Source organism: Acinetobacter lwoffii (assembly GCF_049367455.1).
Lineage (GTDB): Bacteria > Pseudomonadota > Gammaproteobacteria > Pseudomonadales > Moraxellaceae > Acinetobacter > Acinetobacter lwoffii_W.
Window position 1 is genome coordinate 641,778 of sequence record NZ_JBMPXW010000001.1, and the last position, 18,540, is coordinate 660,317.

General features: G+C 41.2%; 18 protein-coding genes. 6 read left to right on the plus strand and 12 right to left on the minus strand.

What is annotated here, in order from left to right; translation table 11 throughout:
• Positions 1–108 precede the first annotated feature (108 nt).
• The 6 genes from ACO1B7_RS03165 to ACO1B7_RS03190 all read right to left on the minus strand — a co-directional run bounded on the left by ACO1B7_RS03165 (position 109) and on the right by ACO1B7_RS03190 (position 4,860).
• Positions 109–282 carry a PA1571 family protein gene (locus ACO1B7_RS03165; RefSeq protein WP_004646222.1) on the minus strand — a complete coding sequence of 58 codons (174 nt, stop codon included), beginning with the start codon at positions 280–282 and terminating at the stop codon, positions 109–111.
• A gap of 132 nt (positions 283–414) precedes the next feature.
• Complete coding sequence (gene rng / locus ACO1B7_RS03170) at positions 415–1,869, minus strand: ribonuclease G (protein ID WP_039902024.1); 1,455 nt, start codon at positions 1,867–1,869, stop codon at positions 415–417.
• Positions 1,870–1,907: 38 nt separating this feature from the next.
• The gene (locus ACO1B7_RS03175) at positions 1,908–2,474 is read right to left on the minus strand and encodes a Maf-like protein (RefSeq protein WP_004279365.1); all 567 of its coding nucleotides are present in this window, start codon (positions 2,472–2,474) and stop codon (positions 1,908–1,910) included.
• On the minus strand, positions 2,462–2,953 hold the full coding sequence (gene mreD / locus ACO1B7_RS03180) for a rod shape-determining protein MreD (RefSeq protein ID WP_004279364.1): 492 nt from the start codon (positions 2,951–2,953) through the stop codon (positions 2,462–2,464). The genes ACO1B7_RS03175 and mreD overlap by 13 nt, the downstream gene beginning before the upstream one ends.
• Positions 2,940–3,797: a rod shape-determining protein MreC gene (mreC, locus tag ACO1B7_RS03185; protein ID WP_004279362.1), complete on the minus strand. Its 858-nt coding sequence runs from the start codon at positions 3,795–3,797 to the stop codon at positions 2,940–2,942. Before mreC ends, mreD begins: the two co-directional genes overlap by 14 nt.
• 16 nt (positions 3,798–3,813) lie before the next feature.
• Positions 3,814–4,860, minus strand: a complete 1,047-nt coding sequence (locus ACO1B7_RS03190; RefSeq protein ID WP_004279360.1) for a rod shape-determining protein — start codon at positions 4,858–4,860, stop codon at positions 3,814–3,816.
• A 132-nt stretch (positions 4,861–4,992) separates the two neighbouring features.
• Here ACO1B7_RS03190 and gatC point away from each other — a divergent pair, with 132 nt between their 5' ends.
• The 3 genes from gatC to gatB are packed head-to-tail and all read left to right on the plus strand — an operon-like array spanning position 4,993 to position 8,319.
• Entirely contained in the window at positions 4,993–5,307 is a 315-nt protein-coding gene (gene gatC / locus ACO1B7_RS03195) for an Asp-tRNA(Asn)/Glu-tRNA(Gln) amidotransferase subunit GatC (protein WP_004279359.1), read from the plus strand.
• A 52-nt stretch (positions 5,308–5,359) separates the two neighbouring features.
• Positions 5,360–6,838, plus strand: coding sequence for an Asp-tRNA(Asn)/Glu-tRNA(Gln) amidotransferase subunit GatA (gatA, locus tag ACO1B7_RS03200; protein WP_004279358.1), 1,479 nt, complete (start codon positions 5,360–5,362; stop codon positions 6,836–6,838).
• Entirely contained in the window at positions 6,838–8,319 is a 1,482-nt protein-coding gene (gene gatB / locus ACO1B7_RS03205; protein ID WP_004279357.1) for an Asp-tRNA(Asn)/Glu-tRNA(Gln) amidotransferase subunit GatB, read from the plus strand. The genes gatA and gatB overlap by 1 nt, the downstream gene beginning before the upstream one ends.
• Before the next feature lie 44 nt (positions 8,320–8,363).
• On the opposite strand, the gene ACO1B7_RS03210 is transcribed toward gatB, so the two are convergent.
• Positions 8,364–9,572 carry a toll/interleukin-1 receptor domain-containing protein gene (locus tag ACO1B7_RS03210; protein ID WP_184118956.1) on the minus strand — a complete coding sequence of 403 codons (1,209 nt, stop codon included), beginning with the start codon at positions 9,570–9,572 and terminating at the stop codon, positions 8,364–8,366.
• 72 nt (positions 9,573–9,644) lie between these two features.
• On the opposite strand from ACO1B7_RS03210, the gene ACO1B7_RS03215 reads away from it, so the two are divergent.
• Positions 9,645–10,250: a hypothetical protein gene (locus tag ACO1B7_RS03215; protein ID WP_004279355.1), complete on the plus strand. Its 606-nt coding sequence runs from the start codon at positions 9,645–9,647 to the stop codon at positions 10,248–10,250.
• A gap of 151 nt (positions 10,251–10,401) precedes the next feature.
• On the opposite strand, the gene ACO1B7_RS03220 is transcribed toward ACO1B7_RS03215, so the two are convergent.
• The 4 genes from ACO1B7_RS03220 to sbmA form a co-directional block, all read right to left on the minus strand.
• Positions 10,402–10,797, minus strand: a complete 396-nt coding sequence (locus ACO1B7_RS03220; RefSeq protein ID WP_004279354.1) for a lysozyme inhibitor LprI family protein — start codon at positions 10,795–10,797, stop codon at positions 10,402–10,404.
• 76 nt (positions 10,798–10,873) lie between these two features.
• Complete coding sequence (locus tag ACO1B7_RS03225) at positions 10,874–11,374, minus strand: hypothetical protein (protein ID WP_039902022.1); 501 nt, start codon at positions 11,372–11,374, stop codon at positions 10,874–10,876.
• A gap of 465 nt (positions 11,375–11,839) precedes the next feature.
• On the minus strand, positions 11,840–12,889 hold the full coding sequence (locus ACO1B7_RS03230) for a hypothetical protein (protein ID WP_171054295.1): 1,050 nt from the start codon (positions 12,887–12,889) through the stop codon (positions 11,840–11,842).
• 619 nt (positions 12,890–13,508) lie between these two features.
• Positions 13,509–14,702: a peptide antibiotic transporter SbmA gene (gene sbmA, locus ACO1B7_RS03235; RefSeq protein WP_423090305.1), complete on the minus strand. Its 1,194-nt coding sequence runs from the start codon at positions 14,700–14,702 to the stop codon at positions 13,509–13,511.
• 503 nt (positions 14,703–15,205) lie between these two features.
• Between sbmA and ACO1B7_RS03240 the strand changes: the two genes are divergently transcribed.
• Both ACO1B7_RS03240 and ACO1B7_RS03245 read left to right on the plus strand, forming a co-directional pair.
• Positions 15,206–15,400, plus strand: a complete 195-nt coding sequence (locus ACO1B7_RS03240) for a hypothetical protein (RefSeq protein WP_004279347.1) — start codon at positions 15,206–15,208, stop codon at positions 15,398–15,400.
• Positions 15,401–16,095: 695 nt separating this feature from the next.
• Positions 16,096–16,918 (plus strand): IS5 family transposase gene (locus tag ACO1B7_RS03245; RefSeq protein ID WP_325756114.1). Its coding sequence is split into 2 segments (ribosomal slippage): positions 16,096–16,476 and positions 16,478–16,918, totalling 822 coding nucleotides; the frame shifts between segments, so codons are not numbered across the junction.
• 247 nt (positions 16,919–17,165) lie between these two features.
• Here ACO1B7_RS03245 and ACO1B7_RS03250 read toward each other — a convergent pair.
• A protein-coding gene (locus ACO1B7_RS03250; protein WP_155756875.1) for an IS3-like element ISAcsp5 family transposase occupies positions 17,166–18,295 on the minus strand; the annotation gives its coding sequence in 2 pieces (ribosomal slippage) (positions 17,166–18,043 and positions 18,043–18,295; 1,131 coding nt in all).
• Positions 18,296–18,540: the final 245 nt, after the last annotated feature.

Genomic DNA, 18,540 nt, shown 5'->3' on the forward strand with positions numbered 1-18,540 from the left:
CTTTATTTTTGAAATCTTTTTAAATTATTTTAGAACTTTTGGAAGACTTCTCGATTTAAACGTCTACCAAATTATTTTTGACAAGTTAGAAACAATGCACAAATGCAATCAGCTTTTAATGGTACGGCACTGTTGTAATAATTGATGGCAGACGTTACGGATCATGCTCGCGGTAATTTGAACTTCATTACCGCGCTCATCAACGATATATCCCGCATGTACAGTCTTTGGTTCTAATACGTGTTTTAGGCCTTTATGGATTACTGCTTTACTCATACTCATCACACACTCCTTTTGCTAAGCCTGAAACTGGGAGAAACGGCTTTGGCTAATTCATGCATCTAGTATTGTAAATAAAGGCCCTATTGTAAAATTTCAGATGTAACAAGTGTTTAACGATATTCTGTTACAATTTCAGCTGAGAATGATATCGTATTGCTCTTGCGTATACAGATTTTCCACTTGGAACTTAATCACGCGATTAATGAAATGTTCCAGATCAGCGACTGCAGGCGCTTCTGCCGTCAATAATCGATCAATGACAGCCAGATGCGCGACGACAGTAAAGCCACTCTGTGACTCATAAGCACGAGCATAACGCAGAATCTCCCTGAATATTTCATAACATACCGACTCGGCTGTTTTGACATAACCGCGTCCCTGACAGGTCGGACAAGACTCGCACAGCAGATGTTCCAGCGACTCACGGGTGCGTTTCCGGGTCATTTCCACCAAGCCCAGTTCTGATACCTGAGTAATCTTGGTCTTGGCGTGGTCACGTTCTAACATGCGCTCAAACTGTTTCATCACTTCTTCACGATGCTGCGCTTCCTGCATATCAATGAAGTCGATGATAATGATGCCGCCGAGATTGCGCAGACGTAACTGACGTGCGATGACATCCGTCGCCTCCATATTGGTTTTAAAAACCGTATCTTCCAGCGAACGGCCACCAACATAAGAGCCGGTATTGACATCAATTGTGGCCATGGCTTCAGTCTGGTCAATCATCAGATAACCGCCAGACTTCAATGCGACACGAGTTTGCAATGCCTTTTGCAGGTCTTCTTCGACATTATACAAGTCAAAAATTGGCCGCTCGCCCGGATAATGCAGCAAACGGTCTTTCATGTTCGGGACAAATTCTTCGACAAATTCCTGTAACTTGGCATGAATTTCACGTGAATCGACGTAAATTTTGGCGGTTTCTTCATTGGCCAGATCACGAATCACCCGTTGCGGCAAAGGCAATTCTTCAAAGATCAAAGACGGTACTGCAATAATCTTTTGCTTACGCTGGATGTATTCCCAAAGCTTGGCCAGATAAGCCATATCCTGTGCAATGGCTTCTTCTTCAATCCCTTCTGCCGCAGTACGTACAATCACTGAACCTGGCAGCTTATGTTCCGCCTGAATACGCTCAATAAGTGATCGCAAGCGATTCCGCTCTTCCTCGGATTCAATCCGTTGCGATACCCCGATATGATTGCCATATGGCATCAGCACCAAATAACGCGAAGGAATCGACAGATCGGTAGACAGGCGTGCGCCTTTGGTACCGAGCATATCTTTCATCACCTGAACCGTGAGGACTTGTCCCGGTTGAAGTAGCTCAAAGACATTCGGGGTTGGCTGATTGCGAGGCCAGACCATATCATTGATATGCAAAAACGCAGTGCGAGAGAGGCCGATATCCACGAAAGCAGCCTGCATGCCGGGTAAGACCCGCACCACTTTTCCTTTATAGACATTCCCTACCAGGCCACGCTTGGCCGTACGCTCGACAAACAGTTCATTGACCGTGCCGTTTTCAATTAACGCGACCCGACATTCCATCGGCGTGACGTTAATCAACAACTCGTCAGACATAATTACACTCAAAACATTATAAGAATTCTTTTCAGCAGTTAATTTAGTGCCTTAACCGTCTGTAATAACTGTACTGTCTCATATAAAGGCAAGCCAACCACATTGGAATAACTGCCCTGTATTTTTGGAATATAACGTGCTGCAATTCCTTGAATTGCATAAGCCCCTGCTTTACCCAGTGGCTCACCTGTCGCCCAGTAACTTTCCATATCTGCAGCGCTCAGGATTTGAAATTCGACCTGTGTGCGTACCACTATACTGCATTTTTCATGCTTTGTACGAACACAGACACCGCTATAGACATCATGCCACCGACCAGAGATTTTTGTCCACATTTCAATCGCATGTTGTTTGGATTCAGGCTTACCCAGAATCTCCTGATCCACCCCCAGACTGGTATCCGCAGCAATAATAATTGCATCAGGATAAAGCTCTGCCACGGCATCCGCTTTGGCTCGTGCCAGACGTTCAACATAGGCTGCAACCGACTCGCCTGCTTGTACCGATTCGTCAATTTCTGGGCTGCAAATATCGAAGCTCAGCCCGAGTTGCTGTAACAACTCGCGGCGCCGGGGTGAGCTCGAAGCAAGAATTATACGCGCCATTTTTTGAGCACATAATAAATAGCAGGCCAAACCAGAATACTGGTCAGCATCGGAATCCAGTGCCTTGCATAAGAAAATTGCACGCCAGCCACAATCTGGGAAAAAAAGATCATTAGCAGATGCGCGACAATCGCCAGCCCCATAATCACCCAGAGATTATTAAAGGTCAGGATACGGCGCTCACGGGTTAGAAAGCGGGCTAAAAAGGCAATAATGATAAAGCTCAGCGCATTCAGACCCAAAGGTGCATCCAGCAGCAGATCAATAAAAATACCGGTACCAAAGGCAAACCAGATCCCACACCAGGTCGGCTGGCACAGCACCCAGAAAAGCATGATCATCAGCATAAACAGCGGACGCCAGCCCGAGAGATTATAGGAAAGTGGATAGACCATTAAAATAGAAGCCACAATCACCGAAATGACAATAGCCATTAAAGGATCACGATGCTTTCTGGATTTCATCTTAGCGATTGACATGCGGTTGCTCCATCGCTAATGAATCGGAAAATAACACCACCACATGATGTCCACCGGCCAGCTGAGCCGCAGGCGTCACATCAATCTGGGCAAATTCACCAGAATTATGCCGTTGTACTTTAGATACCTGCCCCACCAGATAACCTGCCGGGAAATGTTGTCCCAAGCCCGAACTATAGACTTTTTCACCGACCTTGATATTGGCGCTGGTCGGTACATATTCCATTTTTAAACGTCCCAGATCGCCCGTGCCTGAAACAATGGCACGCATCCCGGTATGTTCCAGGCGCACTGACAGTGAATGTTCTTTATCAGACAACAGCATGACCCGACTACTATGCGGATAGACATTGATAATCTGCCCCATGATACCCTTGTCATCCAGTACGGTTTGCCCGACTTTCAGCTCGTTATTCGAACCCCGGTTGATCACGATAATATGCCGTAATGGATCGGCATCGGTACCAATCACTTCGGCAATTTCAATACGTCCATCAATGATCAGTGGCGTGTCCAATAGACCGCGCAAACGGGTATTTTCAGCAGAAAGTTCAGAGATTTTTTGTAAGCGTACCTGTGCCTGTAGCAACTCGGCCTGCATCGCGGTATTTTCCCGGCGCAACTGAGCTTCAGACTTGGTTTGTTGATTCAACCACTCTCGCGACAATACCGGATAACTGGCCACCGCATAAATAGGATTATAAGCAGCGTACAGGACATCCCTTGCAGGTTGAACAACATGCGGCATGCGCCAATCAAAGAAAAGCACCACCAGGCATGTTACCAATGCAATGATAAAAGAGCGAAAAGATGGCGGTTGTCGAGAAAACAGATGTGCTTGCACCCGCCGAATCCTTTTCTTAGCCTACGAATAACATGTCATGATTTGGGTTGTCGAAAAATTCGAGTACCTTGCCGCCACCACGAGTCACACATGATAGTGGATCTTCTGCCACTACCACTGGCAGGCCAGTTTCTTTGGCAAGCAGCTTGTCCAGGTTACGTAGCAATGCACCACCACCAGTTAACACGATACCGCGTTCAGCGATGTCCGAAGAAAGCTCAGGAGGTGTGTGTTCTAGCGCAGATTTCACAGCAGACACGATGTTTTGCAATGGATCAGAAATCGCTTGGGTGACTTCGTCAGAATTAACCACGATTGCGCGAGGCACACCTTCTGCGAGGTTACGGCCACGAACTTCAATTTCAAGCGGTTTAGCACCTTCATCTGGCAACGCCATACCCACTTCTTTTTTGATCACTTCAGCAGTGGTTTCGCCGATCACACAGCCATGCGCTTTACGCACATAGTTAATGATCTGCTCATCAAAGACATCACCGCCAATCCGTAAAGAGTCTGCATAAACACAACCTTGTAGGGAAATGATTGCAATTTCAGTGGTACCCCCACCTACATCGACCACCATCGAACCACAAGCCTGCTCAACTGGCATACCTGCACCAATCGCTGCTGCCATTGGCTCTTCGATTAAACGTACATCACGTGCGCCCGCATTAAACACGGCTTCACGAATGGCACGGCGCTCAACCAGAGTCGATTTACATGGCACGCAAACCACGACACGCGGTGCCGGAGTAAATAAACGGTTTTCATGTACTTTGCGAATGAACTGATTCAGCATGGTCTCAGTGACTTCAAAATCCGCAATCACACCGTCTTTCATAGGACGGATCGCTGAGATATTGGCTGGGGTACGACCTAGCATTTGCTTCGCTTCAAGACCGACTGCCGCAACAATTTTATGTGAACCACTATGACGGATGGCTACAACCGTTGGTTCATTTAATATAATGCCTCGTCCTGGCGCATAAATAAGTGTATTTGCTGTACCTAAATCAATGGCAAGATCGGGCGAAAACAAGCCTATTAGTCGTTTTAGAATCACGGGGACGTTCTCAGTTAAACTTTATATGGACGCAAGGTCGCCACTTTAACTAAATGTGATGATTTGGACAAGTCAATCGCTTATCATAACGCATGATAATTTGAATTTTTTTAATACTGATTAGGTAATATTATGTCTACATCGGATGCACAGCATTCTGCAGATTTAAGTGCAGAAACAGTTTCAGCTATTGCCAACCTTGCAAGGTTATCTCTCAATGATACGCAATCTGCTGAATATGCTCAAAGTTTAAATAAAATTTTAGGCATGATGGAAACCCTGAAAGGCATCAATACCGACGGTGTTGAACCACTGAAAAGCCCTTTCGACCACCCACAGCCTTTACGTGAAGATGTCGTGTCGGAAAGCAATCATCGTGAGGAATACCAAGCAGTTGCACCTGCTGTACAGGACGGTTTGTATCTCGTCCCACGCGTGATTGAGTAATTATTACCCAGTTCATTCTTTTTATTAAATTAAACGTAAAGAATTATTTCTCATGACAGATTTACACCGCTTATCCATTCGTGAACTGACTGAAGGTTTGGCAAATGCTCAATTTTCATCCCGCGAATTGACTCAACACTATTTAAAGCGCATCGAAAAAATTGATGCACAGGTCAAAGCTTATGTGACCGTGACTGCTGAACAGGCATTAGCTCAAGCTGATGCTGCCGATGCTGCAATCAAAGCTGGCAATGCCACTGCCCTGACTGGCGTGCCCATTGCACATAAAGATATTTTCTGTACCCAAGGCATTAAAACCACAGCCGGTTCTAAAATGCTGGACAATTTTATCTCTCCTTACGACGCGACCGTTGTAGCGAAAGGTAAAGCTGCGGGCTTAGTCACACTTGGTAAAGTGAACATGGACGAATTCGCCATGGGTTCTACTTCCGAGTCTTCTTATTTTGGCTCGACCAAAAACCCTTGGGCACTGGATCACGTTCCGGGCGGTTCTTCAGGTGGTTCTGCTGCAGTTGTTGCTGCTGATCTGGCACCATTTGCAACCGGTACGGATACCGGTGGTTCAATCCGTCAGCCGGCTTCTTTTTGTGGTCTGACTGGTCTGAAACCAACTTATGGCCGTGTATCACGTTTTGGTATGATCGCGTATGCATCATCTTTAGACCAAGGCGGCCCGATGGCACGTTCGGCTGAAGACTGTGCTTATCTGATGAATGTCATGGCGGGTCATGATGCCAAAGATTCAACCTCAATGGACAAAGAGGTTGATGACTATGTGGCAAATCTGAACGCTACATCGGTAAAAGGCTTGCGTATTGGTATTCCAAAGCAATACTTCAATGTGGAAGGTCTGGATGCGGACGTTAAAGCACGCGTTGAAGAATCACTAAAAAAACTGGAAGAAATGGGCGCAATTCTGGTTGAGATTGATCTCAACATGACAGAAGCTTATGTTCCAACTTATTATCTGATCGCGCCTGCTGAAGCCTCTTCAAATCTGTCACGTTATGACGGCGTGCGTTATGGCTATCGCGCAGAAAACCCGGTGGACCTGATGGACCTGTACAAACGTTCACGTTCAGAAGGTTTTGGTGCAGAAGTGCAACGCCGTATCCTGATTGGTACGTATGCCCTGTCTGCAGGTTATTACGATGCTTACTATGTAAAAGCACAGAAAGTACGTCGTCTGATCCAACAAGATTTCCTTAAAGCATTTGAATCGGTCGATGTCATTGCAGCACCTTCTGCGCCAACGACTGCCTATAAAATTGGTGCAGATTTAACGCCAGTTGAAATGTACCTGGGCGATATTTATACGCTTGCGGTAAATCTGGCAGGTCTTCCTGCGATTAACGCGCCTGTCGGTTTTGACCAAAATAACTTGCCAGTTGGCTTACAGCTGATTGGTAATTACTGGTCAGAATCTCAATTGTTGTCTGTGGTACACCAGTATCAACAGGCCACCGATTGGCATACAAAACGCGCTGCAATTGCTGAGGAGAACGCATAATGGCTCAAGCTCAAAAATCGGCTAAACCAAAATCCAACCTGATTGATGGTTGGGAAGTCGTTATTGGTATCGAGATTCACACTCAGCTTGCCACCAATACCAAAATTTTTTCAGGTTCATCGACTGTTTTCGGTAATGATCCAAACACGCAAGCCAGCCTGGTTGATTTGGCTATGCCGGGCGTATTACCGGTATTAAACAAAGAAGTGGTTGATCTTGCGATTCGCTTTGGTTTGGGCATCGATGCTTACATCGATCAGGCGTCTGTATTTGCGCGTAAAAACTACTTCTATCCGGACTCTCCAAAAGGCTATCAGATCAGCCAGATGGACAACCCGATTGTGGGCTTGGGTCATATCGACATCCAGCTTGAAGATGGCACGGTTAAACGCATTGGCGTAACCCGTGCGCATCTCGAAGAAGATGCGGGTAAATCGATTCATGATCAGTTCGAAGGTATGTCAGGCATCGACTTGAACCGTGCTGGTACGCCGCTGCTTGAAATCGTTTCTGAACCGGATATGCGTTCGGTTGAAGAAGCGGTTGCTTATATCAAGGCAATTCACACTTTAGTGCGCTGGTTAGGTATTTCTGACGGTAACATGGCGGAGGGTTCGTTCCGTTGTGACTGTAACGTGTCGTTACGTCGTCCGGGTCAACCCTTCGGTACGCGTTGCGAATTGAAAAACCTGAACTCATTCCGTTTTATTGAACAAGCGATCAATGTTGAAATTGAACGTCAAATGGAAATTCTGGAATGGGACGGCACCATTGATCAGGAAACGCGTCTGTTCGACCCTGTGAAGATGGAAACCCGTTCAATGCGTTCTAAGGAAGAAGCGAATGATTACCGCTACTTCCCAGACCCTGACTTGTTGCCTGTAGTAATTGCAGATGAGCAAATCGAAGCAATTAAAGCGACCATGCCTGAACTTCCTGCGGCACGTCGTGAGCGTTTTGTCGCTGATTTCGGTGTGACTGAATATGATGCTCACGTTCTTACATTGACTCGTGAAATGGCTGATTTTTATGAAGCTGTTGTAACTGCTGCTGGCGGTGCTGCGAATGGTAAAATTGCTGCAAACTGGGTGATGGGTGAATTCTCAGGTGCGTTAAACAAAGCTGGCTTGGATTTGGCTGACTCTCCTGTATCGACTGAAAAACTTGGCGGCATGATCGCGCGTATTGTCGATAACACCATTAGCGGTAAGATCGCAAAACAGGTGTTCGGCTTTATGTGGGAAGAAGGCAAAACTGCAGACGAGATTATTGCTGAGAAAGGCTTGAAACAGGAAACTGATACAGGCGCGATTGAAGCAATCATTAAAGAAGTACTTGCTGCCAACGAGAAGATGGTTGAAGAGTATAAATCTGGTAAAGAGAAAGCCTTTAACGGTCTGGTTGGTCAAGTGATGAAAGCATCACGTGGTAAGGCAAACCCTGCTCAAGTCAATGAATTGATGAAGAAATTGATTGGTTAAGTTGATCTTTCTTTAAAAGAAAACCCGCGAAAGCGGGTTTTTTATCATTTTTTAGTTTTTTTCTTCAATTTTTTCTGTTTTCTTCGTTTTTCTTTTTCATGCTTTTGCTTTATTGCCTTAAAAACTTCTTTATTAGGTTTAATTTTTTTCGGCACTATTGCAGCCCATTCAGGTGATCGATTCTTTTCTTTAAGAACGTCCTTTAATGTTTTTACAACTAACTCTGATTTTAAAATCATATTATCATGATCTATTGAGCTAGGATCAAAGCTAAAACCCTCAGGCATTTCGAGAATATTCGTAAGATAGAATTTACCAACTTTTCGGTATCTTTCTAAAAAATTATCTAAGTTAATACTACTTTTTGGGGTCATTAAATTTACACGTGAAATAGCCATGAAAAGCTTTTCATCATTTTTTAAATCCATACCCTCAGATAAATCTTCCAAATAACTAAAATTAGGTCCAATCATCACTTTGTAATGAGCAATATTTTCTTTATCTACCTCAGTTACGATTGATACTCGTAGTTTTTCATCAATATCGTTCTCACCTATTCGATTACGAATAGCATCAAAGATCAATTTACCATTTTCAGGATATTCAAACCCAACACCTAAAATAGGAATATCATTTTCATCTATTGGGTTATATGCAAAAGCTGTACCTTTCCACTTAGCTTTATTCCATAAATCCTCATCTATTAACCCCGAAACGAATAATGTCTTACGAGATTTTTCTTCAAGTGGCTTCAAATCAGAAGATACAGGGTTATCTTGTCCCAATTTAGGTCTTAAGCTTTCTGACTTACCAGCTAATCTATTAATTAGCTTATTTTTTTGCTTCTCATTAGAAATATCGTAATAAGTATATGGCTTTAATGGATCTAAAATATATTGCACTTGATCTGTATCAAAGAAAATTGGTATATATTTTGTATTGTTATTTACGCTCTCATAAATATTTTGAATAATCTGCGTGGTTTCCCATTTAGCACCTAACCCTTTAGGCTCGTTACTAGAATCTTTACTTCGCGCATAATAGATAGGAGAAGCTACTACTAATACAAAATCTGCTTCATCAATTTGTTTGAGCATCCATTTAGCCCATCCTTGTGGTGGAGCTTCTTCATATTGATCGATTTCAGAATCAATCCCTTTAGCACGTAACTCGTTAGAAAATTGCAGAACCTGATCACTAAGTTTTTCACTTTCATGAGCATAACTTATAAAAACTTTAGGAATTTTTGCCATATAATTCAACTTAAAACTTTTTATATTTTAATTATATAGTATCACTCATCAATAGATCACACCAAAAACAACATGACCATCAAAAAAGTATCCTCTATCTCCAAACTCGAAGACTTAGGACGAATTCAACTTTCAAAGTCTTTCTTTATGCGTGACTTCCTCTATAGCGAAATCGCTAATTGGTATGGTGTACCCAACTTCCCCGATCATCCTGAAAAAGCCATCTACACAGGTACACAACTGTGCGAGCAACTGCTCGAACCACTCCAAGATAAATTTGGACGAATTGCAATTCGCTCCGCATATCGCTCACCAAGCGTCAACCAACTTGGCAATGAAAAAGGACACAACTGTGCCAGCAATGAGAAAAACTTTGCCAGCCATATTTGGGACTATCCCGACGAAAAAGGCTACGGCGCAACGGCGTGTATAGTCATTCCTTCATTTCTAGAACTGTATGAAAAAGACCAATCCAACTGGCGACAGCTTGCCTATTGGATTCATAACAATCTCAACTATAGCCATCTACAATTTTTCCCAAAACTTTGTGCTTTTAATATTGGCTGGCATGAACAGCCTGCACGGGAAATTTATAGCTATATTCAACCGAAAGGTCATTTGTTGCGGGGTGAAGCTATAAATCCGGAGTTTGAGAAGTTTTATCCTGATTTATTGTAATCATTAATCCCCCCAAATCCCCCTTTTTCAAAGGAGGACTTGCCACGTCATCAATTGATACGCGTGGTTCCCTCTCCTGAGCAAGTTTTAAAGCACTGCTTTAAAATGAAGCGCAAGAAAGGATGAGGGCTAGGGAGAGGATTTTTTTAAATTAATACTCTTCTCTTAAATTTTCTAATTCAGTCGCACGTGCGGCAGTCGCTTCCATGTAACAACTATTGCTATTTACAGTTGCAATCGTCCCTCCATTCGGGTCGGCATAAAAATCGCAATTGGCATCACGATAGCGAATCCAGAGACGCTGAACCTCTTGAAGCTGTTTTTTACGGTTTGCATTCAGCGATGCCATCGTCTGTTTATAGGCATTATTTAACCGTGTATCTTGGCGATCTGTTTCGGCCGCAATACAATCCAGCATATTTACAGTAACGCCACCTGAGCGATCCATACAATTTGAGTATTGCCGACTCAAATCATTGTCCCCTGCGTACAGCGCAGGAGGAAGTATAAACATACTTAAACCCAATAAAGCAGTGCGTTTGAACATAACAACCCCTATCTTTTCATTTATGTTATTCATAATAAATACCATAATGGACCCTGGCACGCATGCATTCAATCAGTTATTTCCCTCTTAACTCACCCAACTTATTCCACACATCCGGTGTCAAGAAAGTGACCACCAGTTTATTTAAATCCACATAACGCAGCACACCTTTAAGCTGACTTTTCACTTCAGGATTTTCTAAAATTTCCTCACCGGTAATCCGTCCAAGTTCCTGAAAACTGTCACCCACCGCTTGTACGCCTTCCGCAGCAATTACCGCTTTGGTCTGTGCAGAACATTGCTCCACTAAAATGCGCTGCAACACCGTCGCCAGATTCTTGTCTAATGCTTCCTTTTGACTCGCGGTCACATTGCTAAAAGCCTTTAAGTCCGGATGATTACCTAAAGCCACAAAGGTCCATTGCAAGACGGTAGTTTTATCCGTGACTGTGGTGGATTTCATCAAACAGTCACTGAGCTGGTTGACTGTCGGACCAGCCAATGTCACCTGAGTTACACTTAATAATGTTGCACTTATTAAAAACGTACGAAGCTTTGTAAAAGATTTATGTGCCATCATAATTTCCTGTTCTTCGATGTCCAGCCAATGATATGAAACCAGTTAGTTGTAGCATGGAACAGGGCAATAAACTGATAGAACTCTGTAAAAACTGACCCAGATTTACAACACTTGGATGGTCATTCTGATGTCCATATTGCTATTCATCAGGTCAGGATATTGATCAGTCAAACTTAGCGCTATGATTTAGACTAAAACAATAAAAATAAAAACTTATAATTATGAATACCAACATATTTCACAGCATCATACTGTGGGGACTTGTCTTTTTTTCGTCTTGATCGTATTTTTATTCATCCATCCAACATCGCGGAAGGAGATTCTCGGATCACGTGATCTCCCCACTAAACCAAGCGGGCTTTCTTCTGTTCTCTCCCGTCGGATCGAGCAGATTTTTGCGCCTATCTTCTCGATCGTCAAAAGGATCATACGGATTTTGGATTAAGTTTTTTGATCCCGCGCTTATTTTAACTGCCTCAAAAGATTCTTGGCTCCGGCATGATTATAATTATTGGCTAAATTCTGCAAAATCCGCTTGGATTGTGCTTTAGCATTCGGGAAACGGCTGGCATAGACCGGAATACTGTTCAGACAGCGTGCAACCAGCATCCCTGATTCAGTATAGACACGTGTTCCCTCTGTGCCCTGCAATTTGCCATAGTTATAGGCACGCTGGGCGTTGTTACAGGCATTATTCAGATTCTTGCCACTGTTAATATCACGTCGCGCTGCCACATAAATCTTCATCTGATTTTGTTGCGGTGTTTCTGCTACCGTAGCTCGAGCTGATGCCGCTGCTAGCTGCTTTTTCTCTGCTTCTTTTTTCTCTAACTCTTTTCTTTGTAATTCCTTTCGCTCTAACTCTTTCCTCTCCAGCTCTTTACGTGCTGATTCCTTCAGTTCATTCGTCGTCTTTGCGGCAGGAGTCTTAGGAGGAGTCATGGTTTTTATCGATGCAGATTTGGTTTGCTCCAAAGCAACCCTGGCTTTAGTTGGACGATAAAAGTTTTTTGCTTGAGAAGGACTCATGACCCGAGTGAGTAGTCGAACACTACGCGTCTGGCTGGTTTTATCAATTTGTCGTTCAGAAGTTGGCTCAATCGAGACAATCCAGCTTTCAGTCAGGTCATCCATACGACACTGATAGGCACCGCTACCTTGTACAACACCCCGATTGGCACTCAGGCGTTTGCGCTGGGCAACATCTGACACTGCACTAAAATTACTTTTATACAGCAGGGAAAATTTACCGCCCTGTTCATGACAATATTGCGTCAGTATCGAACGCGGATACATGGCCTGAGTCGTGTTATTTTTCTGCGCTTGTCCCCAAAGATAAATATAATCTTTTGCACTACCATCACGTTGATTCAAAGCCCGTTTGGCAATCAGTTCTTCCGGACTGGCAAAAGGATGTAACACCTCTGATTTCAACCGATTCACGCTATTACATCCAGCTAAACCTGCTGCCCCTATTATTAGAATTATTACTTTTAGCTTCACAGCAAACATCTCAACCCCAAAATCCCGTATAACATAGCGTAAATAGTACAAAACAACAAACACAAGATATTGATAACTATAATATTTAAACGGTAAAAAGGCACATATCAGCCTCAACTTTGCTGATTATGCCAAGCTTCATGTGATAAAAATTGACACAAGTATCATTCTTAAATCAGTTCAAATAATAAACAATTCCATTCAGGACTCAAGAAAAAGATAGAAAAAACACATAAAAAACCGAAGAAAGCGGTGAGTCCTTCTCCGGCGGCTTATTCAGGGAACGCTACAGACCTTTATTATAATGGGTAATAAATTTACCTTTTATCCGCTATAACATTGCCTGAACAAGATCAGCATAAGAATAATTTCCTCAACGTACATTTGTTATTTTTATACGTCAAACCATCGGAAATTAAACGCCATCTTGGCTGGCCCTTAGGATTTTAGACAAGAAAAAAATATCTGAATACCCCAATATTGGGAGGTTCTGACACGATTTACCCAAGTCATCTGACCAACGGTCAGATCGATATTTTCCATTGGATTTTGTAAATTAACTCGCCCTAAAAAAAGCCAAACCTAAAACTGTTTGGCTGATAAAGCAGGATAATAATATGAGAAAAAATTAATCAATATGTGATTCAAATGCTTTTAAGCGTTTATAGATCGACATCAGTTCAATAATCGTCGGCCAAGACAGAATCAGATACTGGAAAGATTCCCGCACTTTGCCAAATACATTCAGGATTTGCATCATCAAACCAAGAGTAATTGCCCCTGCTGCAATACTTGGAAACAGAATAAATAATCCGTAAATATTGTCTAACTGCAAGTACCAGATCCGAACCATGTTGAAATAAGCATAGTGAAAATACAACCGGAAATAATTCCAGCGTACCCGGCTAAACAGTTCTTGTAATGTCAGCGGATGTGCGCGATCAGCATAGTCTTCGCCATAGACCAGCTCTTTACGATAGGCTGCCTCAACTTTCTGGTTATTGAACTCCAGTCCGGGCAATTTCATTCCCACGACCATCAAAATGACCGTACCCAATACCGCCCAACCAATCGAGGCCCACATTAAAGCATGCGGTATTTCCCCTACAATTGGTAAAACTTTCACATGACTAGAGAGCTGATATAAGATCGGCAGGAATGCCATCAGAAACATCAGCGCTTCAATCAAGGAAACACTTAACTGCTCCGTGGTTTTGGCAAAGCGCATGGTATCTTCCTGGATACGTTGTGATGCACCTTCAATATGACGTAACTGCTCCCAATGTGCGGTGTAATAATCATTCATCGCGGTACGCCAGCGGAAGACATAATGACTGACAAAAAACAGGTTAAATACCGCTAAAGTGACATAAACCATCGCAATATAAATAAAGGTTAATGCGCCTTGATACAGCAATGAAACATCCCCACCACCCTTCGTGAGCATTTGTTGAATCTGATCATAAAACGGGCTATACCATTCATTTAATACGACATTGACCTGTACCCCGAACCAGATATTAAACAGAATAAATGCCGAGCCCCAGACCGACCAGCGCTGCCATCGGTGTCCGGCTTTCCATTGCCAGAACAGCGCAAATATCGTAGTTGCCATGAAATACCAGAGATAAAACCAGATGAATTGAGCTGACCAGAAACGCCCGATACCGATTGTAAGCTTTTCATCAAAATAATTTTCAGGAAAACCCAGATAGGTTCCCCATCCTGATCCGCCACTATGCCAAAGCACAAGATTAATGATAAACCATAAAATCAGGCTGCTAAAAAACCAGACGGGTTGCGGGAAAAATGACTTAAACATACCGACCCAGTTCTCCTTATGTCTCTTGGTCATCCAAATGACGCCTAGTTTATTCTTATTTTAGATTTTTACTGTTATAAAGCATTAATTTTCAATTTAGTATAAAAAAGGATAGAAGGATATCAAGTCTCTAGAAACTTATTTTTATCATTCAGCTCTGCGTTATGATTTTCCTTATATTCTCGATTTTTATCATTCAGTAGAGCGATACCAAAAACCAGAAAAATCATCATGTTTTTGACCTTTCGTTATTTTGATAGACTTTTTTATGCCTGTTATCTGTCGGGTTTATGTAAAAGAACCTCATGCTTCCGAGCACTGCGAGAATAGGCTGAAAATCAGGCATACTGCATGTCTTCTAGGTATCTTGTATCTAAATAGAGCACTTCTCCCTATTTGAATAAGTCATTGATCAAGTTCTCAGTTTTTGAAGAAACAGTTAAATTTTCAAAAATCATGCTATGATTTAATTATCGAAAAGTAATCTTATTTTGGAAAAAACTATGGAAAGTTCAGTAATTGAATTACTTAAACCGGTGACCCTACAAAAAGAAAACTGCGACCCTATTATTTTTGAAGCAGGTACTGTTTTGAAAGTGGTCATGCAGACTCCAACCAGTCTTCTGGTCAGTAATGATGATGACTTTAACTTTACCATTCCTTTAAAAGACAAAAATGAAGTGTGGCGAGAAATCTGAGTATTTTTCCCTCATGCAAATAGACGGGTTGTATCTGAATTTGGTTTTTTAACTTATATGATACGACCCTTAGCTTTTCTCCACTTTGATTGCTCTTTTATTATTTTTTCAAAAAATTATTTCTTGCCTCTTCTATCATCAGTTACTGATTTTAAATTGGCTCATGTCCATTTGAGCAAAAAAAATTTAATTGAAACATCACTTAGTTTTTTGACCTATGTAAGATCACTGATGATCTGTTTTTCCGTCTTTTGTATCTGCTCTGTCATTGCAATACCACCCTTACATCTTTTCTCTCTGTTTAGTTCAACTTCATCTAACACCTACGCTTCGATTCAAAAAAGAATATTCAAGTTATTTTGAGAGTTCAATAATAGAGCTGGAGTTCGTCTTTCTTCGATTTTTTATCCTCTGATAAAATTTACCAATAAGAATTAAAAAATAATCTGAGATGCTAAATTAAGAGGCTGTTTAAATTGTATAGCTCTCCAATTAGTCCCGGGAAAATTTAATAATACGAAATTTCCCTCTAGACAATTTTAGTATTTTTCCTTTTAAGACAGCTTAGCCAATCTTAAAAATTATTAACTTTCATAAACTTAAGCTAAAAATTTTAACTATATATGCCCAATTTATAAATTTATTTAAATTATTAGACCTCTTGCGAAAGTAAAAACCACCTCAATATAGATTTCATGAGATATCAGAAATTAAACCGTTTTTCAGATTCTGAATTTAAACGCCTGGTTGGCGTACCTCGACCAGTTTTTACCGAAATGGTAGATGTTTTAGAAAAAGCAGAATCACTCAAAAAGAAATCAGGTCGTCCTCATACTTTAGATTTAGAGGATCAGTTGTTATTAACGCTCAATTACTTACGGAACTACAGCACTCAACTGGAATTGGCGGCAAATTACCATATCGCTGAAAGCAATGTGAATCGAACCATTAAAAAAGTTGAAGATGCATTAATGAAATCAAGACGTTTTACTCTGCCAAAACGAAGCATTACCACAGCAGACGAACACTTTAATTGGGTCATTATTGATGCCACAGAATGTTCAATAGAACGCCCGAAAAAAAAATCAGAGTAAGTTCTACAGTGGTAAAAAGAAGAAACATACGCTAAAAGTACAAGTGATCTATCATCCGAAGAGCAAACAAATCATAGGGCTAGATATATCGAATGGCAGTCAGCATGACATTAAACTGGCAAGAAAAACGGTTAAGAAATTCAAACATTGTGAATATGTTATGACCGATTTAGGTTACTATGGATTAGAGAAAGATGGCTTTAAATTATTGATGCCAATAAAGAAAAAGAAGAATTTACCCTTATTTGATGTTGAGAAAAAGTACAATAAAATGATTGGAAAAATACGAGTTGTGATCGAACACATCAATAGTCAATTGAAAACATTTAGAATATTAAGTGAACGCTATCGAAATAGACGGAAAAGATTTGGTTTACGCGTCAACTTAATAGCTGCATTGGTAAACCGGATAAATTTTCAATAATGACTTTCGCAAGAGATCTATTATATTTAAAAATATCTCAAAATTACATCTCCCCATATATTTAAAAAATAAAATACAAATTAATAATAAATACTATATTCTGAAAAATTAATTACAAAATACACATTCAAAAATAACGATTAAATAATAAATCTTATTATCTAAAACCCTGAAAAATAATGTGGTTCCGTTAATTAGACCACTCAATTCAGTTTTATAAGTGATAAATCCGCTCTAAATATTTAAATTATGCTGCCATTACTTTTAGTAAATGTTGATCATAAAATTCATCCGGTGTTGCCTTATTCAAACTTGAATGAGGACGTATCATGTTATAAAAATCCAAATATTCAGCAATTGATTGTTTCGCTTGTTTAACCGTATCGTAAGCCTTCAAATAGACTTCCTCATGCTTCACGCTGCGCCATAAACGCTCAATCATTACATTATCCATCCATCGTCCTTTCCCATCCATACTGATACGGATATTTCGCAATTTTAACTCATTCAAAAATGCCTCGCTTGTGAATTGACTGCCTTGGTCTGTATTAAACACCTCAGGACAACCATATTTCACAATTGCTTCTTGCAACGCATCTATGCAAAAGTCTGTTTCCATACTGATCGATACTCGATGAGCCAGTACTTTACGACTATGCCAATCTATAATTGCACACAGATAGACAAAGCCTTTAGCCATAGGAATGTACGTGATATCTGTACACCAGACTTGATTAGAGTGATCGATGACCATGTTTTTCAACAGATATGGGAAAATACGGTGTGCAAGATTAGGCTTACTGGTATTGGGTTTTGGATACAAGGCATGTATTCCCATCAAGCGCATTAAACGTCGGACTTTACGCCGACCTATTTGATGCCCTTGACGCTGTAGCATATCTCGTATCATTCGACTGCCCATAAATGGGTAGTCGAGATGAATTTCATCGATCAGACGCATCAAACTCAAATCAGTTGATGAAATCTCTTTGGGCTTGTAATACAACGTACTGCGATTGATTTGAATCAATTGCGATTGTTGTCGTACCGAAAGTTGATGGGTCTTATCGATCATTTTTTGCCGCTCAGCTGCCCTATTTTTCTGAGCGCACCTTCTAAAAAATCAATTTGCAATGCCTGATGTCCTATCTTGGCATGTAGAGCTTTGAGGTCAATCTCAGGTTCTTGTTGTGCTGTTGGTCGTGAAAAAATATTGATTGATTGCTCAAGCAGTTGATTTTTCCAATCAATTATTTGGTTTTGATGTAAGTCGAATTGAGTAGAAAGTTCAGCGAGTGTGTGGTCGCCTTTAATTGCTGCGAGAGCAACTTTAACTTTAAACTCTGCTGAATGATTACGACGTTTTCTTCGTGTCATGGTTGACTCCAAAAACAAGCATTTCCCATGCTTATTGGGGAGTAGATTATCACTTATAGGCGTGGTCTAAAATCCTAGAACCACATCAAAACAATCAATCCAAGAAAACTTTAAAATATAAAATCCTTATAATTTATTTTTAAAATTTATTAACAATACTGGATTTCTACCAAAATATTTCTAAATCTTACAAAGTAACTGTACTTGTTAAAAGTGTTTCGTTTCTGCACTTAAAGCCAGTCTGT

Excerpts from the sequence above, each read along its gene's own strand:
- ACO1B7_RS03165 (WP_004646222.1), bottom strand. The coding sequence starts at position 282 with ATGAGTATGAGTAAAGCAGTAATCCATAAAGGCCTAAAACACGTATTA.
- rng (WP_039902024.1), bottom strand. The coding sequence starts at position 1,869 with ATGTCTGACGAGTTGTTGATTAACGTCACGCCGATGGAATGTCGGGTC.
- ACO1B7_RS03175 (WP_004279365.1), bottom strand. The coding sequence starts at position 2,474 with ATGGCGCGTATAATTCTTGCTTCGAGCTCACCCCGGCGCCGCGAGTTG.
- mreD (WP_004279364.1), bottom strand. The coding sequence starts at position 2,953 with ATGTCAATCGCTAAGATGAAATCCAGAAAGCATCGTGATCCTTTAATG.
- gatC (WP_004279359.1), top strand. The coding sequence starts at position 4,993 with ATGTCTACATCGGATGCACAGCATTCTGCAGATTTAAGTGCAGAAACA.
- gatA (WP_004279358.1), top strand. The coding sequence starts at position 5,360 with ATGACAGATTTACACCGCTTATCCATTCGTGAACTGACTGAAGGTTTG.
- gatB (WP_004279357.1), top strand. The coding sequence starts at position 6,838 with ATGGCTCAAGCTCAAAAATCGGCTAAACCAAAATCCAACCTGATTGAT.
- ACO1B7_RS03210 (WP_184118956.1), bottom strand. The coding sequence starts at position 9,572 with ATGGCAAAAATTCCTAAAGTTTTTATAAGTTATGCTCATGAAAGTGAA.
- ACO1B7_RS03215 (WP_004279355.1), top strand. The coding sequence starts at position 9,645 with ATGACCATCAAAAAAGTATCCTCTATCTCCAAACTCGAAGACTTAGGA.
- ACO1B7_RS03220 (WP_004279354.1), bottom strand. The coding sequence starts at position 10,797 with ATGTTCAAACGCACTGCTTTATTGGGTTTAAGTATGTTTATACTTCCT.
- ACO1B7_RS03225 (WP_039902022.1), bottom strand. The coding sequence starts at position 11,374 with ATGGCACATAAATCTTTTACAAAGCTTCGTACGTTTTTAATAAGTGCA.
- ACO1B7_RS03230 (WP_171054295.1), bottom strand. The coding sequence starts at position 12,889 with ATGTTTGCTGTGAAGCTAAAAGTAATAATTCTAATAATAGGGGCAGCA.
- sbmA (WP_423090305.1), bottom strand. The coding sequence starts at position 14,702 with ATGTTTAAGTCATTTTTCCCGCAACCCGTCTGGTTTTTTAGCAGCCTG.
- ACO1B7_RS03240 (WP_004279347.1), top strand. The coding sequence starts at position 15,206 with ATGGAAAGTTCAGTAATTGAATTACTTAAACCGGTGACCCTACAAAAA.